Annotated in this window: 10 protein-coding genes; 7 read left to right on the forward strand and 3 right to left on the reverse strand. The window is 71.8% G+C overall.

Features of this window, described 5'->3' with window-relative positions:
• The first annotated feature begins 198 nt into the window (after positions 1–198).
• From AV521_RS28695 to AV521_RS28725, 7 genes are read left to right on the forward strand one after another with little or no spacing between them, the layout of a single operon-like run.
• Positions 199–1,284, forward strand: coding sequence for an S-(hydroxymethyl)mycothiol dehydrogenase (locus AV521_RS28695; RefSeq protein ID WP_076092192.1), 1,086 nt, complete (start codon positions 199–201; stop codon positions 1,282–1,284).
• Positions 1,281–1,901, forward strand: coding sequence for an MBL fold metallo-hydrolase (locus AV521_RS28700; protein ID WP_076092194.1), 621 nt, complete (start codon positions 1,281–1,283; stop codon positions 1,899–1,901). The genes AV521_RS28695 and AV521_RS28700 overlap by 4 nt, the downstream gene beginning before the upstream one ends.
• Before the next feature lie 44 nt (positions 1,902–1,945).
• Positions 1,946–4,408, forward strand: coding sequence for an FAD-dependent oxidoreductase (locus AV521_RS28705; RefSeq protein WP_076092196.1), 2,463 nt, complete (start codon positions 1,946–1,948; stop codon positions 4,406–4,408).
• A 15-nt stretch (positions 4,409–4,423) separates the two neighbouring features.
• On the forward strand, positions 4,424–5,554 hold the full coding sequence (locus AV521_RS28710) for an aromatic ring-hydroxylating dioxygenase subunit alpha (protein WP_076092198.1): 1,131 nt from the start codon (positions 4,424–4,426) through the stop codon (positions 5,552–5,554).
• Positions 5,547–7,013 carry an aldehyde dehydrogenase family protein gene (locus AV521_RS28715; protein WP_076092200.1) on the forward strand — a complete coding sequence of 489 codons (1,467 nt, stop codon included), beginning with the start codon at positions 5,547–5,549 and terminating at the stop codon, positions 7,011–7,013. Before AV521_RS28710 ends, AV521_RS28715 begins: the two co-directional genes overlap by 8 nt.
• Before the next feature lie 19 nt (positions 7,014–7,032).
• Positions 7,033–8,604 carry an APC family permease gene (locus AV521_RS28720; RefSeq protein ID WP_076092202.1) on the forward strand — a complete coding sequence of 524 codons (1,572 nt, stop codon included), beginning with the start codon at positions 7,033–7,035 and terminating at the stop codon, positions 8,602–8,604.
• Between the two features lie 41 nt (positions 8,605–8,645).
• Positions 8,646–10,196: a GMC family oxidoreductase gene (locus AV521_RS28725; RefSeq protein ID WP_076092204.1), complete on the forward strand. Its 1,551-nt coding sequence runs from the start codon at positions 8,646–8,648 to the stop codon at positions 10,194–10,196.
• A gap of 3 nt (positions 10,197–10,199) precedes the next feature.
• Here the strand turns inward: AV521_RS28725 and AV521_RS28730 are convergent, their stop codons facing one another.
• The 3 genes from AV521_RS28730 to AV521_RS28740 form a co-directional block, all read right to left on the reverse strand.
• The gene (locus AV521_RS28730) at positions 10,200–14,843 is read right to left on the reverse strand and encodes a hypothetical protein (protein WP_076092206.1); all 4,644 of its coding nucleotides are present in this window, start codon (positions 14,841–14,843) and stop codon (positions 10,200–10,202) included.
• 63 nt (positions 14,844–14,906) lie between these two features.
• Positions 14,907–15,785: a hypothetical protein gene (locus tag AV521_RS28735; RefSeq protein ID WP_076092208.1), complete on the reverse strand. Its 879-nt coding sequence runs from the start codon at positions 15,783–15,785 to the stop codon at positions 14,907–14,909.
• Between the two features lie 31 nt (positions 15,786–15,816).
• Entirely contained in the window at positions 15,817–17,346 is a 1,530-nt protein-coding gene (locus AV521_RS28740; RefSeq protein WP_076092210.1) for a hypothetical protein, read from the reverse strand.
• Positions 17,347–17,457: the final 111 nt, after the last annotated feature.

Raw genomic sequence — 17,457 nt, forward strand, 5'->3', positions numbered from 1 at the left:
GAAGTTCCCGGTCCCGCGCCGTCGTGTGTCCAAGCCGCGACCGAGCCGTGTCCGAGCCATGTGTCCGACAGGTTTCGCCCCACAGACGCCTTTTGCCAAGGGTTAACGCGCACCTCTTGACGGCTCCGTGACGCCGTTCTCAATATGTTCCCCATCGCGCAACCCATCGTGCAATGCGCAACAGCAGAGGAGCTTCTCGTGCCACACGAGGTCCGTGCCGTAGTCGCAGTGAAGAAGGGCGCACCCGTGGAGGTGCGGACGATCGTCGTCCCCGATCCGGGTCCCGGTGAGGTCCTGGTGGAGGTGCAGGCCTGCGGGGTGTGCCACACGGATCTCCACTACCGGGAGGGTGCGATCAACGACGACTTCCCGTTCCTGCTGGGCCATGAGGCGGCCGGCACGATCGAGGCGGTCGGCCCGGGTGTCACCGACCTCAAGCCCGGCGACTACGTGGTGCTGGCCTGGCGGGCACCCTGCGGCAGCTGCCGTTCCTGTCGGCGTGGCCGGCCCTGGTACTGCTTCGACTCCCGCAATGCCGCACAGCCGATGACCCTGCAGGACGGCACCCCGCTCAGCAACGCCCTCGGCATCGGCGCCTTCGCCGAGAAGACGCTGGTCGCGGCCGGTCAGGCGGTGAAGATCGACCCCGCTGCGCGGCCCGAGGCGGCCGGTCTCATCGGCTGCGGGGTGATGGCCGGTTACGGCGCCGCCGTCAACACCGGCAATGTCGGCCGCGGTGACTCGGTCGCCGTCATCGGCTGCGGCGGCGTCGGCAACGCGGCCATCGCGGGCGCCTGTCTGAACGGCGCCATGAAGGTCATCGCCGTGGACATCGACGACAAGAAGCTGGACCAGGCGGAGAGGTTCGGCGCCACCCACACCGTCAACTCCCGTGGAACCGACCCGATCGAGGCGGTACGGGAACTCACCGACGGTTACGGCGTGGACATCGCCATCGACGCGGTCGGCCGGCCCGAGACCTTCAAGCAGGCCTTCTACATGCGCGACCACGCCGGTCTGCTGGTCCAGGTCGGTGTGCCATCGCCCGGGATGACGGTCGAACTCCCGCTGATCGACGTCTTCTCACGCGGTGGCGCGATCAAGTCCTCCTGGTACGGCGACTGTCTGCCGAGCCGGGACTTCCCCTTCCTGATCGACCAGTATTTGTACGGCCTGCTCGACCTCAACGCGTTCGTGTCCGAGACGATCGCCCTGGACCAGGTGGAGGAGGCGTTCGGCAAGATGCACCGGGGCGAGGTGCTGCGCTCGGTGGTGGTGCTGTGAAGGGCGCCGTACGGATCGAACGCGTCGTCACCCACGGCACGTTCAGCCTCGACGGCGACACCTTCGACGTCGACAACAACATCTGGCTGGTCGGTGACGACGAGGAGGTGCTGGTCGTGGACGCGGCGCACGACGCCGAGGCGATCCACCGCGCCACGGCGGGCCGCCGGGTCACCGCCGTCGTCTGCACCCATGCCCACGACGACCACATCGACGCGGCGGACGCGCTCGCCACCCGCACCGGAGCGCCCGTCCTGCTCCACCCGGACGACCACGAGCTGTGGTCCCACACCCACCCCGCCCGCAAGCCGGACGGCGAGCTGGCAGACGGCCGCATCCTCACGGTCGCCGGCATCGAACTCCAGGTCATCCACACCCCCGGCCACACCTGGGGCAGCTGCTGCCTGTATGTCCCGTTCCTCGACGCCGTGTTCACCGGCGACACCCTCTTCCACGGCGGTCCGGGCGCCACCGGGCGCTCGTACTCCGACCGCCCGGCCATCGAGGCGTCCGTCCGCGCCCGGCTGCTGACCCTGCCGGGCGACACCGTGGTCCACACCGGGCACGGCCCGGACACGACGATCGCCGCCGAGCGGCCGAACGTCCCCACCGCCTGAGCGGCTCTCCCGCACCTGCCATCCCCGCCACCACAAGGAGGGGCATGACCAGCACGCCCACCCACCAGGCCCAGGGCCCGCGCGTCGTCGTCATCGGCGCCGGCATCGTCGGCTGCTCCCTCGCCGACGAGCTGACCGCCCGCGGCTGGACCGACGTCACCGTCCTCGAACAGGGCCCCCTGCCCGCCCCCGGCGGCTCCACCTCGCACGCCCCCGGGCTCGTCTTCCAGACCAGCCCGTCCAAGACCCTCACCGAGTTCGCCAAGTACACGGTCGAGAAGTTCCGCTCCCTCGATGCCGACGGCGTCTCCTGCTTCGACCAGGTCGGCGGCCTGGAGCTCGCGACCACCCCCGAGCGCCTGGCCGACCTGCACCGCAGAGCCGGTTGGGCCGCCTCCTGGGGCATCCGCGGTGAGGTCGTGAGCACGGCCCGCTGCAAGGAACTCTGGCCACTGCTGGACGAGTCGGTCGTCCTCGGCGGCTTCCACACCCCCGACGACGGCCTGGCCCGCGCCCTGCTCGCGGCCCGCGCCCAGATGGAACGAGCGACCTCGCGCGGCGCCCGCTTCCTGGACCGTCACACGGTCACCGGCATCGAGCAGGAGGACGGCCGGGTCACCGCCGTGGTCACCGACCGCGGCACCTTCCCCGCCGACCGGGTGGTCTCCGCGGCCGGATTCTGGGGGCCGGTCATCGGCCGCATGGCCGGGATCGACATACCGCTGCAACCGCTCGCGCACCAGTACGCGAAGACCAGGCCGCTTCCCGAGCTGAGCGGTGCCACGGCCGAGGCCTCGAAGCCGATCCTCCGCTTCCAGGACCGGGATCTGTACTTCCGTGAGCACACCGACCGCATCGGCATCGGCTCCTACGCACACCGGCCGCTGCCGGTGGACCCGTTCGCGATCCTGGCGTACGACGATGCGCGCGCCCGGGACATGGAGATGCCGTCCTCGTACCCGTTCACCGTCGAGGACTGGGCGCCGAGCTGGGAGGACTGCCGCCGGCTGCTGCCCGCGCTGGGCGAGACGGAGATCGAGACCGGGTTCAACGGCGTGTTCTCCTTCACCCCGGACGGCATGCCGGTCCTCGGTGAAACCCGGCAGCTGCGGGGCTTCTGGCTGGCCGAGGCGGTCTGGGTGACGCACTCCGCCGGGGTGGCGCGGGCGGTGGCCGAGTGGATGGTCGACGGGCGGCCCTCTCTCGACCTGCACGAGTGCGACCTCACGCGGTTCGAGGAGGCGCAGCGCTCACCGGCGTACATCCGTGAACGCGGTTCACAGCAGTTCGTCGAGGTGTACGACGTCCTGCACCCCCTGCAGCCGATGGAACAGCCGCGCCCCCTGCGGGTCAGCCCCTTCCACGCCCGCCAGCAGCAGCTCGGCGCCTTCTTCCTGGAGGGCACCGGCTGGGAGCGTCCGCACTGGTACGAGGCGAATGCCCCGCTCGTCGACACGCTCGGCGACCTGCCCGAGCGCGATGCCTGGTCGGCCCGCTACTGGTCCCCCATCGCCGCCGCCGAGGCGAGGACGACCCGCGAGAGAGTCGCGCTGTACGACATGACCCCGCTGCGCCGCCTGGAGGTGACCGGCCCCGGCGCGCTCGCCTTCCTGGACCGCATGACCAGCAACAACCTCCGCAAGAAGCCGGGCGCGGTCACGTACACCCTCCTTCTGGACGAGACGGGCGGCATCCGCTCCGACCTCACCGTCGCCCGGCTCGCCCCCGACCGCTTCCAGGCCGGCGCCAACTCCCCCGCCGACCTCGACCGGCTGCTGCGCCACGCCCCGGCCGACGTCCATATCCGGGACATCACCGCCGGCACCTGCTGCATCGGCGTCTGGGGCCCTCTCGCCCGCGATCTCGTCCAGCCGCTGACCCGCGACGACTTCTCCCACGAGGGCTTCGGCTATTTCCGTGCGAAGGAGACGTACATCGGGCACGTGCCGGTCACCGCCATGCGGCTGTCGTACGTCGGCGAACTGGGCTGGGAGCTGTACACCACCGCCGACCTGGGCCTCCGGCTCTGGGACACGCTGTGGCAGGCGGGGCAGGGCCTCGGCGTGGTCGCCGCCGGGCGCTCCGCCTTCAACTCCCTGCGCCTGGAGAAGGGTTACCGCGCCTGGGGCACCGACATGACCGACGAGCACACCCCCTTCGAGGCGGGCCTCGGCTTCGCGGTGCGCATGGACAAGGAGGACTTCGTCGGCAAGGCGGCACTGGAGCGGGCCGGAGAGCCGTCCCGCCGGCTCACCCCGCTCCTCCTCGACGACCCCGCCGCGGTGGTCCTCGGCAAGGAGCCGGTCTTTGTCGACGGCGCCCCGGCCGGCTACGTGACCAGCGCGTCGTACGGCTACACGCTGGGCCGTTGCATCGCCTACGCCTGGCTCCCGGCGGGCCTCACCACCGGCGTCGGCGTGCACATCGAGTACTTCGGCGAGAAGGTGCCGGCCACCGTCGCCGAGGAACCGCTGTTCGACCCCAAGATGACCCGGATCCGCCGTTAGTCTGAGGAGCAACCCGTGACGACGACACCGATCTCCCCGAGCCTCATCGCGACGCTTCCGGGCCGCTACTACACCGACCCGGACGTCTTCCGCAAGGAGCAGGAGACCATCTTCGAGTCCCTGTGGTTCTGCGCGGTCCGCAGCGCCGACCTGGACCGGCCGGGCGCGTTCCGCACGGTCCAGGTGGGCCGCGAGAACGTCATCATCACCCGCGCACGTACGGGTGAGCTGCGCGCCTTCCTGAACGTGTGCCGGCACCGGGGCGCACGGCTGTGCACCGAGGAGTCCGGCGAGGTGCGCCGCACTCTGCAGTGCCCGTACCACGCATGGACGTACGACCTTGACGGCAAGTTGATCGCAGCACCCAACTTGATCAAGATGCCGGACATTGATCGAGTCGCGTACGGGTTGATCAAGGTGGCCCTGCGCGAATGGCTCGGCTACGCGTGGGTGTGCCTCGCCGACGAACCGCCCTCCTTCGAGGACAGCGTGATGTACGCGGCCGTGGAGCGGCTCGGCGACGCGGCCGCCATCGAGCACTACGGCACCGAGCAACTGGCCCTCGGCAGACGCATCACCTACGACGTGCGGGCCAACTGGAAACTGATCGTCGAGAACTTCATGGAGTGCTACCACTGCGCGACGATCCACCCCGAACTCGTCGAGGTGCTGCCGGAGTTCGCCGACGGATACGCCGCCCAGTACTACGTCGGGCACGGAGCGGAGTTCGGCGCCGGGATCAAGGGGTTCACGGTCGACGGCAGCGCGGGCTTCGCCAAGCTCCCCGAGGTCGGCGCGGACCAGGACCGCCGCTACTACGCCATCACGGTCAGGCCGACCGTGTTCGTCAACCTCGTCCCCGACCACGTCATCCTGCACCGGATGTTCCCGCTGGCCGAGGACCGCACCGTCGTGGAGTGCGACTGGCTGTACGCGCCGGAGGTGGTGGCGTCGGGCGCGGACGTGTCGCACTCCGTGGAGCTGTTCCACCGGGTCAATCTGCAGGACTTCGAGGCGTGCGAGCGCACCCAGCCGGCGATGTCCTCGCGCGCGTACCGCAGCGGCGGGGTCCTGGTCCCCAACGAGCACCACATCGGGATCTTCCACGAGTGGCTGCTCGGCCGGCTGGGAGACGCCGATGCCTGACCTCTACATCGGCGGCGCGTGGCGGGGCGCCCTGGACGAGCGCACCCGGGAGATCCGCTGTCCCGCCGACGGCTCCCTGGTCGGCGTCGTCGACGAGGCCGGCGGCAAGGACACCGTGGAGGCGATCGCGGCGGCCCGGCGGGCCTTCGACACCGGACCCTGGCCGCGCACACCGGCACAGGAGCGCGGGGACCTGCTGCTGCGGGTCGCGGACCTCCTCGTCCGCGACCGGGACGTCCTGGCCCGCACCGAGTCTCTTGACACCGGCAAGAGACTGGCGGAGAGCGTGTACGACATTGACGATGTCGTCAACTGTTTCCGGTACTTCGGGCGGCTGGTGGCGAGCGAGACCGGGCGGGTGGTCGACACCGGCCGGGAGGGCGTCGACAGCCGGGTGGTGTACGAACCGGTCGGTGTCTGCGCCCTGATCACGCCGTGGAACTATCCGCTGCTGCAGACCGCATGGAAGGTCGCCCCGGCCCTCGCGGCGGGCAACACCTTCGTGCTGAAACCGAGCGAACTGACCCCGCACACCGCGATCCACCTGATGCGGCTGCTGGCGGAGGCGGGGCTGCCGCCCGGCGTGGCCAACCTGGTGCTGGGCGCGGGTCCGGAGGCGGGCGCCCCGCTCGGCGATCATCCGGACGTCGACCTGGTCTCCTTCACCGGCGGTCTGCTGACCGGCCGCAGGCTGATGGCCGCGGCGGCCGGCACGGTGAAGAAGGTCGCGCTCGAACTCGGCGGGAAGAACCCCAACATCGTCTTCGCGGACGCCGGCTTCGAGGCGGCCGTCGACATGGCGCTCACGGCGGTCTTCCTGCACTCCGGGCAGGTCTGCTCGGCCGGGGCCCGGCTGCTGGTCGAGGACGCGCTGCACGACCGGTTCGTGGACGAGGTCGTACGCCGGGCACAACTGATCCGGCTGGGCGGCCCGTTCGACGAACGCGCGCAGACCGGGCCGCTGATCTCGGCGGCCCACCGGGGGAAGGTCGAGGCCTATGTGGCCCGGGGCATCGAGGAGGGCGCGGTGCTGCGCTGCGGCGGCGCCCGGCCCGCCGGCCCCGGCTACGACGAGGGCTTCTACTACCTCCCGACCGTCCTGGACGCGTGCACCAGCGGCATGTCGGTGGTCCGGGAGGAGTCCTTCGGGCCGGTGCTGACCGTCGAGCGTTTCACCTCCGAGGACGAGGCCGTGCAGCTCGCCAACGACACGATCTACGGCCTCGCAGGCGCCGTGTGGACCGGCGACGAGGCCAGGGCCGCCCGGGTCGCGGCGGACCTGCGTCTCGGCACGGTATGGATCAACGACTACCACCCGTATGTGCCGCAGGCCGAATGGGGTGGTTACAAGCAGTCCGGGTGCGGGCGTGAACTCGGACCTGCGGGGCTCGCCGAGTACCGCGAGACGAAACACATCTGGCGCACCACCGCGCCGGAACCACAGGGCTGGTTCGACTGACAGCCAGAGGAGTCCGTTCATGACAGCCACGGAGCAATCGCCAGGCCCACACCACCACGACGACGCCGAACTCGCCGAGTTCGGCTACAAACCCGAACTCAAGCGTACGCTCGGCAACTTCCACACCTTCGCCGCCGGGATCAGCTACATCTCGATCCTGACCGGCACCTTCCAGCTGTTCTACTTCGGCTACGGCAGCGGCGGTCCGGCCTACTGGTGGTCGTGGCCGATGGTGTTCGTCGGCCAGTTCATGGTCGCCCTGTGCTTCGCCGAACTCGCCGCCCGCTACCCGGTGGCCGGCTCGGTCTACAACTGGTCGAAGAAGATCGGCAATCCGCACCTCGGCTGGCTGGCCGGGTGGATGATGTTGATCGCGTCCATCGTGTCCATCTCGGCGGTCGCGCTGGCCTACCAGTTGACGCTGCCGCAGATCTCGTCCACGTTCCAGTTCGTCGGGGACGGCACCGGGAAGTACGACGTGGCGACGAACGCGGTGGTCCTGGCAGGCGTGTTGATTCTGTTCACCACGTTGATCAATGCGTTCGGCGTGAAGTTGATGGCCACGATCAACACAGCCGGTGTCTTCATCGAGTTGATCGCGACCGTTGTATTGATCATCCTGTTCGCCGTCCACATCACCCGCGGCCCTCAGGTCGTCATGCAGACGAACCACACGGGCGCGGGCTACTCGACCGGCTATCTCGGCGCGTTCCTGGTGGCGTCGCTGGCCTCGGCGTACGTCATGTACGGCTTCGACACCGCCGCCTCGCTCGGCGAGGAGTCCCTGGACCCGTCCCGGAACGCCCCGCGCGCCATCATCCGCGCGATCGTCGCCTCCTTCATCCTCGGCGGCCTGGTGCTCCTGCTGGCGCTGATGAGCGTCTCCAGCCTCAAGAGCGACAAGCTGTCCACGGACGGCCTGCAGTACGTGGTGCTCGACGTCCTCGGTCCGACTGCCGGCAAGGCGATGCTGTGGTGCGTGCTGATCGCGGTCACGGTGTGCGCGCTGGCCGTGCACACGGCGGCGATCCGGCTGGCGTTCGCGATGGCCCGGGACAACAACCTGCCCGCGTCCTCGCTGCTGGCCAGGGTCAGCCCGCGCTTTCAGACCCCCGTCCTGCCGGCCGTGATCATCGGCGTGCTGGCGCTGGCGATCCTCGTGGTCAACATCCGCCAGCCGCAGATCTTCACGGTCGTCACCAGCATCGGCATCATCATGATCTACCTCGCCTACCTGGGCGTCACCGCGCCCATGCTGGTGGCCCGGCTGCGCGGGAAGTGGCAGCCGGCCGGCGGGGGCAGGTTCTCACTGGGCCGCTGGGGGCTGCTCGTCAACATCGTCGCGGTCGTGTGGGGCGCGGCAATGACGGTCAACCTCATCTGGCCGCGCGCCGCGGTCTACAACGCGAGCGCGCCGTACCACTGGTATCTGCGCTGGGGCGCGGTGCTGTTCGTCGCGGTCATCGCGGGCGGCGGCTTCGCCTACTACTGGTTCGTGCAGCGCCACCGCACCGGCGTGCTCGCCGAACACCGGCTGGAGACGGCGTCCGCCGCCTCGTCGGCTCCCCTCAGCGCTCCGGCGGCCGACTGACACCGCCCGAATCCACCTGTTCTGTCAGGCAAGGAGGTCACATGAGCATCGATGAGTTCGACTACGTGGTGGTCGGCGGCGGCACGGCGGGCAACGTGGTGGCGGCCCGGCTCTCCGAGGACCCGTCCGTGACGGTGTGTGTGCTGGAGGCGGGGCCGAGCGACGTCGGCGACGACGACGTTCTCCGGCTGGAGCGCTGGATGGGTCTGCTGGAGTCCGGCTACGACTGGGACTACCCGGTCGAACCACAGGCCACCGGCAACAGTTTTATGCGGCACGCGCGCGCCAAAGTGCTGGGCGGCTGTTCCTCGCACAATTCCGCCATCGCCTTCTGGGCGCCGGCGGAGGATCTGGACGACTGGGCCGCCCGGGGCTGTACGGGCTGGAGCGCGGCCGAATTGTTCCCGCTGTACCGGCGGCTGGAGAACAACGACGCGCCCGGCGACCACCACGGCCGCACCGGCCCGGTGAGGCTGCGCACGCTGAAGGGCGCCGATCCGTGCGGTGCCTCCCTGCTGGAGGCGTGTGCGCAGGCCGGGATACCCACGGTCCCGTTCAACACCGGGACGACGGTGGTGCGCGGGGCCAACTGGTTCCAGATCAACTCCGACGAGAACAACATCCGCCAGTCGTCGTCCGTCGCCTATCTGCACCCCGTGATGGGCAAACGTCCAAATCTAGACGTCCGAACCGGGGTGCGCGCGAAACGGCTGGTGCTGGAGGGCCGCCGGTGTGCGGGCGCCGAGTACCTGGACCCCGACCTGGTGCACACCCGCACGGTACGGGCCCGGCGCGAGGTCATCGTCTCGTGCGGCTCGATCGACTCCCCCAAGCTGCTGATGCTGTCCGGCATCGGCCCGGCCGGGCAACTGCGCGACGTCGGAGTGGACGTCGTCGTCGACTCCCCCGGCGTCGGCGAGAACCTCCAGGACCACCCCGAGGGCGTGATCATGTGGGAGGCGAAGCAGCCCATGCCCACCCTGTCGAGCCAGTGGTGGGAGGCGGGCATCTTCTACGACACCGAGCCCGGCCTGGACCGGCCCGACCTGATGTTCCACTACGGGTCCGTGCCGTTCGACATGAACACCGCCCGCTGGGGCTACCCCACCTCCGAGAACGCGTTCTGTCTGACGCCCAATGTGACGAAGGCGAGGTCGCGCGGCACGGTACGGCTGCGGACCCGCGACTTCCGGGACAAACCGAAAGTGGACCCGCGGTACTTCACGCACGAGCACGATGTGCGGGTGATGACGTACGGGCTGAAGCTGGCGCGCCGCATCGCCGCACAGCCCGCGCTCAGCGGCTGGACGGGCGCGGAACTGGCTCCGGGTCCGGACGTCCGGACGGACGACGAGTTGCTGGAGTACATCCACAAGACGCACAACACCGTCTATCACCCGTCCTGCACGGTGAAGATGGGCGCCGACGACGACCGCGCGGCCCCCCTCGACCCGCGGCTGCGGGTCAAGGGGGTCGAGGGGCTGCGGGTGGCCGACGGTTCGGTGATGCCGGACCTGATCGCCGTCAATCCGTGCATCACGACGATGATGATCGGCGAGAAGTGCGCGGACCTCGTGAAAGAGGACGCGTGAGCGTCACGCGGGCTTCTTGAACATCCTCGTCGCCGTGATCTCGCTGTGCACCGCCTCTCCGGCCTGGGCCTGCTGCGGCAGACCGGGCCGGAGGTGCTCCTCCACGCTGATGTACTTCAGGCCCGCCCTGAGGTCGGCGTCGTTGCGCAGCCGGATGACCAGCGGGAACTCCGCGAGCGCGGTCGTGTCGAACAGGCCGGTGGTGTACAGGAGCTGCACGCCGAGCGCGTCCGACACGGCTCGCTGCAGCTCCAGCAGGTACGTGGCGTTGGCGCGGCCGATGGGGTTGTCCAGGAAGAGCGTGCCGGCGTGCCGCTGCTTGTCCCGCCCTCGGTCGTTCGAACGCAGGGCGGCCATCGTGCAGTACAGCGCGATGGCTGCGGTGAGCAGCTGGCCGCCGGAGAACACGTCGCCCATCTGACCGACCGGGACGCGTTCCGCGCGCAGTACGGCGTCCGGCTTGAGGATCTCGACCGCGACACCCTTCGGCTGAAGGGCGGCCGCGACGCCCCGCAGCAGCAGGGACATGCCGTCGCGGCGCAGGTCGGAGTTCTTCTTCACGGCCGCGCGCGTGGCCTCGTCGATGACCTCGCCGAGCCGCTCGGTGAGCGTGGCCTGGTCGGGCTCCTCGAAGCGGATGCGCAGGAACTCCTGCCCGGACCATTCGCCGAGGCCTTCGGGGAGGCGGGAGAGCCGCTGGGCGGAGCGCAGGGTGGCGAGGGCGGACTCGACCAGACCGCGCAGGCGGTCCACGATCGAGTCGCGGTTGCGCTCCAGCTGGGCCAACTCGTCCGTCAGGACGCGCAGCCGGGGTGCGAAGGCGTCCGCCCACTTCTGCGCGTGCTCCGGCAGCGCCGACGCGGGCAGTTCGCGGATCTGCTGCCGAGCCGGGGTGCGGACCTGCTCGTAGCGCGTGGAGTTGGCGTGCCGGACCAGGACGTCGCTCGCCTCGCGCACGGCCGCCTCGGCGGCGGACAGGTCGGCGGCGCAGCCGCGCAGCGAGCGGCGGGCCTCGGCCGCGGAGTGCCGGGCCTCCTCCAGGCTGCCGGGGTACGGCTCCGGCTCCTCCTGCTCCTCCTCGGGGGCGTGCTCGCGCAGCAGGTCCCGGAGCATCGCGGCGATCTCGTCGAAGCCGCCGGCCGCGTCCTCGGCGGCCCGGTGGGCATCCAGCAGCTCGGCGTGGGCCTCTCGGGCCTCGGCCAGCGCCTCGGTACGGGAGGCGAGTTCGCCGGTCGCGGTGCGCAGCAGCGCCTGGGCGTGCTCGGCATCGCGCGGGAGCAGTTCCCCGGGCAGTTCCGTGTGCGCCTCGCCGTCCTCGGGGGCGTGCCGTTCGGCCTCGCCGCGCAGCCGGCCGAGCTGCTCGCTCGCCGTCGACATGCGGGTCTCCAGAAGCTGCACCAGTTCCTCCGCGCGGGCGGCGGCCGCCTGCCGGGAGGGGCCGTCGGAGCCGTCGGGCGACTGGAGCAGCTGCTCCGCGCGGGTGCGGACCTTGTTGCTGAGCCGGTCCAGCTCGGCACGGGCGGCGCTCTCGTCGCTCTCCGCGCGGGCCTGCTCGGCGCGCAGGTCGGCGCCGACGCCGACCTTCTCGTACACCTGGGAGGCGGCCCGGTAGGCCTCGCGGAGGGCGGGCAGGGACGCCTTGGGGGCGACCGCGTCCTCGACCGGTACGTCGTCCGGGGCGCCGGCGATCTCGGAGCGCTCGGCGCGCAGGGCACGGGCGGTGCGGCGGGCGTCGTCGGCGGCGCGCTGGGCGGCGCGGCGGTCCTCGTCGGCGGCGCGGGCGCGTTCCAGGCAGGCCTGCGCGCGCGCCTCGGACTCCGTCGCCTCGTCGGCGAGTTCACGCAGCCGGGCCTGCCAGCCGGCGCGTTCGCGCAGCCGGTAGGCGAGTCCGGCGAGGGCGTCGGCGGCGCGGCGGGCCTTCTGGGCGGCCTCCTGCCGTTCGTCGCGGACCTGTGCGGCCTCGGCGGCGGCCTCGTCGGCCTCCGTGCGCAGGGCGCGTGCCTCGGCCAGCTCGGCCTCGGCCTCCTCGGCGAACGCGCGGGTCTCCTCCGCGGTCTGGGCCAGCTCGGTGAGACGGCCGGCCGGGCAGCCGGTGCGCCAGGAGGCGAGCCGGGCGGCCAGCTCGCGGTCCTTGCCGAGCCGGGCGGCGAGGGTGCGGATCTCCTCGTCGCGCTCGGTCGCCCGCGCGCGCAGCGCCTGCCGTTCCTCGTCGGCGGCGTGCTCGTCGTGCATGGCCGGGTTCGGCGGCACGAGGAAGACGTCACCGGGGGCGGCGCTGTCGGCGGGCGGCGGGGCGAGGAGGGCGGCGGCCGTGCCCACGGCGACGGCGGAGCGGGGCAGCAGGGCGGCGTCGCCGAGCGCCTCGCGGGCACGCGCGTGCGTGTCCGGGTCGGTGATGATCACACCGTCGACGAGTTCCGGGCGGGCGGCGAGCACACGCGCGTGGTCGGCGGGGTCGACGGCCTGGGCGAGATAGCGCCAGCCGGGCAGCGCCGGGATGCCGTGCTCGCCGAGGAACTCCACGGTGGCCAGGACGTCGGGGCCGGGCGGCAGCAGTCCGCCGTCACCGAGGGCGCCGAGGATACGGGAGTCGTCGGCGGCGGCGGTGCGCAGCTCGAACAGGTGCCGTTCGGCGGTCGACACGGCGTCGTCCAGCAGCTCGCGCAACTCGTCGGCGAAGCGGTCGAGTTCCTCGAAGGCGAGCGGACCGTCGGCGGGGACAGCCGGGTCCGCCGCGGATCCCGCGCGTGTGTCGTCGTCCATGTCCGCCCTCGGGGCGGGCACCCGCGCCCAGCCCGGCGCACCCGGCAGGCTGAGCAGTTCCGCGAGCCGCTCCTCGGCGGCCAGGGACTCGGCGAGGCGCCGCTCGGCCTCGTGGGCGCGCTCGGCCGCCGCCGCGGCGTCCGCCGCGCGGGCCGCGGTCAGTTCCGCCCGGGACTCCGCGGAAGCCGCCTCGCGCGCGTGCTCGCTGACCTTGCGGGCGGCCTCACGGGCCGCGTCCCAGGCGGCGACGGCGGTCTTCTCGGCATCGCTGGCGGCGAGCGCGGCACGCGCGGGGTCGGCGTCCGGTGCGCTGTCGTCGAGCCAGCCCGCGCGGACCGCCTCGGCGGTCTCCTGCTCGACCTCGGCGAGGCGCTGGCGCAGATGCCCGGTCTCGCTGCGGGCGCGCTGCGCCTCGGTCGCGGCGGCGGTGGAGTCCCCGTAGGCGGAGTCGCTGACCTCCTGCAGCGCGGCGGAGCGCTCCTCCTCCTCGTTGGCGAGCGCCTCGGCGCTCTCGGCGGCCGTGTGCAGGGCCCGTACGAGGTCCACGGCGGCCTTGGCGCGCGCTGCGAGCGCGGGCGCGGCGTCCCGCTCCGCCTCCTGGATGGCGGCGGAGACACGCGCGACGCGGTCGGCGGCGGCGCGGTGCCGCAGCACGGCCTCGGCGGCCTGCCAGGCCGAGTGCAGGGTGCGCGCGTCGGCCAGTTCGCGCTTCTGCGCGGCGGCGGACTTCTCGGCGGCGGCGAGCGCCAACGAGGCGTGCCGGTAGGCGAGTTCGGCGGCGATCAGGGCGCTGCGTTCGCGGGCGCCCTCGGAGTGGGTGACGGCGTAGGCGGCGGCCGTGACCCGCTGGGCGAGGTCCGCGGCCCGCACCCGCTCCCGTACCGCCCGCGCGGACAGCCGCCGGACGAGGGTGCGGGTACGGCGCTCGGCGCCGGCGTGGACATCACGCGCGCGTGAACGGGCTTCGGCGGCCTCGACGATCCGCCCGAGCAGGTCGACCGAGCCTGCGGTGAAGTCCCGTTCGGCGATCAGCTCGGCGCGCCGGCCCAGCTTGTTGCCGAAGCCGCTGACGAGGTCGGCGAGACCGTCGGTGTCCCGGGTGTCGGTGACGGCGCGCAGCAGCAGGTCGGTGAAGTCGGAGTCCTTCTTCACCGCGAAGAGACCGGCCGCCTCGCCCTCGTCGGCGTTCATCTCCCGCTGGTAGCGGAAGAGTTCGGGGTCCAGGCCGAGGTCGCCGAGGTGCTCGATCCAGCGGTCGTGGATCTCCTCCCAGTGCACCTCCAGATGCGGGTAGGCCTTGCCCGCCTCCGTGAGGGCGTCGCGAAAGCCCTTCATGGTGCGGCGCCGGCCCTGGGCGCCCGAGGTGCCCTCGACGGTCGGCCGCACGGCGGTGGCCTCGGCGACCGGCAGATTGTCCAGGCTCAGGCCGGGGCCGGGCCGGAACGAGTACCAGGCCTCGGCGAACTTCCGTGGGTCGTTGGACACCTGCCGCCCGCGCCACTCGCTCACCTTGCCGACGACGACGCACTCGCCGGTCTGCACATGCTGCCACTCCAGCGCCACGTGCCCGCAGTCGTCGGCCAACAGGAACTTGCGCAGCACACCGGAGCTGGCACCGCCGAGGGTGTTGCGGTGGCCCGGCAGCATGACCGAGAAGATCAGCTTCAGCAGCACGGACTTGCCACCGCCGTTCTCCAGGAAGAGCACGCCGGCGGGCGCGGGCCGGCGCGGCGGGCCGGACGGCTCCTCCTCGAAGAACTCCGCCTGCGTGGGCGCCGGGTCGGGCACGGGCTCGCCGACACCCCGCAGGTCAAGCACGGTGTCGGCATAGCGCGCACCGGCGGGACCGATGGAGTAGAGGCGGACCCGGGACAGCTCGTACATGGCGGACTCTCGTAAGTCTGGTGAAAAGTGCGGTGGTTCAGGGGCTGGTGGCGCTGGTGCGCCTCAGGAGTGGAACGGCAGCCCGGCGTCGGCCGCCAGCTCCAGGTCCTCGGTGTCGTCGGCGGGCAGCAGACTGGCCGTCCCGTCGGTCACCGGTACGACGCCCAGCTCAAGCAGTTCGGCCAGGGCCGCGCTGCCCGCCATGTCCCGGACCTGGAGCTGGTAGCGGGCCGTGGTGCGGTACGTGCCGCCGCTGTCGTCGCCGGTGCGCTGCAGAAAGCCCGAGTCGGTGAGGAAGGCCAGGGCCTTGGCGACGATGCCGGTGGTGGAGGCGGCCGGCCGGCGGGCGTCCTTGGTGGCTCCGGTGGCGCTGCGTCTGGCCCAGATCCGCCAGGCGGCCTCAAGGCCGGGTGCGTCGGTCGCCGGGTCGGTGTTCTCGCCCAGTTCCTCGGCCCGCTCCTCCAGGCGCCGGCAGGCCTGCCGTACGAACGCGTCGACGCCGTTGACGGTGACGCGGCCGATGTAGGTGTCGTCGGCCAGGTCCTCCGGGCGCGGGAACGCCAGTGCGGCGGCGGCCAGATGGGCGAGGCCGTGCAGGAAGCGGTCGCCCGAGTCGGCGGCGGTGCGACGCGCGTAGTCACCCATGCGGACGGCGAACACCGAGTCCTCGGCGGCCGTGACGGCCATCCCCGCGCGCGGGGACACCTCCAGCACGACGAGCCCCAGACCGGCGGCGACGGCGTCGGCGAGCCGGGCGAACGCCGGGTCGTCCCGGTAGCGGCGCAGCAGTTCCGTGTACTCCTGGTCCCGCGCGGGCTGCAGCTTGGGCTGCAGCCCGAAGGCGACGAGCCGAGCCGCGTCGGCGGCGTCGGCGGGGGTGACGGCGGAACCGGCCGGCGCGGCGGCGGGCTCGGGCTCACTCCAGTCGACGTGCTCGGTCACGGCTTCGGCTCCTTGTCGCGTTGTCGCTTGCTCATGCTGCTTCCGTCCGGTCCGCAGCCATCCCCGCCGCATCCAGCAACGCGGTCCCCACGATCAGATCGGCCCCGCCGAACTCGGGATCGTCCAGCTCGGTCCCGTCGTCCACGGCGAACAACAGCTTCTCCTCGCCCTGCCGATAGGCCGTGCCGACCGCGGGACTGGCCGCGTGGACCGCCAACAGGGCCACCAGATAGGCCAGATCGGGATCCCCCGTCCGCCGCGCCTCGGCCAGCAGGCCCGACAGCCTGCGCGGCGCATCGGCCGGAAGGTCCAACAGCTCCATTGCGGCGGCCAGTTGCTCCTCGCTGAACCGGCTGTCGTCCGGCGTGGCGATCAGATCGGGCTCCGGCATCTCCGCGCCCAGATGCTCCCGCTCCACCGGCGGCGTCAGCAGGATCTCGACGAGGTCGCCGACCCGCACCGACACCGGGGTACGCAATCCCGTGCCGTTCGCGAAGAACGCGTCCGTGACCCGGGTCGCCTGCTCCAGCGGCAACGGCAGGACGGGGGCGAGGAGATGGCCGTACAGGTCCGTCCCGGAGGTCGTCGCCGGTGTGGCGAAGGCCTGCCGGTCCTGTTCGGCGCGGAACAGCGGCCCCGCCTCCAGCAACCGCGACTGGAGCTGGGTGTGCCGCCGGATGCAGTCCTTGACGATGTCGACCAGCTCGGCGGCGCGCCGCTTGTGCTCGGGCTCCTCGGTCTCGTCGCGGGCCTTGCGGATGTTGGTGAGGATCGCGTTCTCGTGGCGGTAGCGGTCGGCCACGTGGTCCAGGGCCTCGGCGATCATGTCGGGCACGGCGCCCAGCCAGTCGACCGCGCGGACGTTGCGCCGGGTGGCCTCCAGGGCGCGGCGCAGGGTCTCCGAGTACTGCACCGTGCGGTAGCGGGCCTGCTCGGCGGCGAGCTGGGCGTCGGCCAGCCGGCCGCGGCTGATCAGCACCTCCAGCTTGACCTCGGCGGCGATCTGGGCGCTGGTGACGTCGGTGTCGAGGGCGCCGACCAGGACGTTGACCGCCTCGTCCGTCGTGCGCAGATAGACCGTGCCGCCGGGCCCCGGGACCTCTTCGATCAGTTTGAAGTCGTAGTCCCTGCGGATGTATGTGCCGTCCGGGGCGAAGGTGCCGTAGACGGCGCGGAAGCCGCGGTCGACGCTGCCGACGTTGATCAGGTTCTCCAGGACCCAGCGGGCCACGCGCTCGTGCTCGGCGGTGGGCCGGTGCGGGGCCTGGGCGGCGATGCGCGGGACGAGCCGGGCCACGATCTGCTCGTGGTCGGCGCCGGTGTCGAAGTCCATGTTGAGGGTGACCAGGTCGATGGCGGCGAGAGCCACCTCGGCCATGCCGTACACCGAGTACTCACCGGCCAGGTTGGCCTTGCGCGCGTCGAGGTCGTGCAGCGGCGCGGTGCAGGCGAGCGCGCGCAGCCGCCGCGCCAGCCCCTCGTCGGCGGCCGGGCCCGGTGCCGGGCGCGGCCCCGCGCTGAGCTGGGGCGGAACACTGTCCGTCGATGCAGGCGAAGTCACGGTGCACAGACTAGGTCCTCGGTCTGACATCGACCCAAACGAGCGGCTCCGCCGCGTTTGGCCGGCGGAGCCGCCGGGCGTTGTCATCGATACGGCACCGCGCCGATACAG

Source organism: Streptomyces sp. IMTB 2501 (assembly GCF_001953885.1).
In the GTDB taxonomy this organism is placed as follows: domain Bacteria; phylum Actinomycetota; class Actinomycetes; order Streptomycetales; family Streptomycetaceae; genus Streptomyces.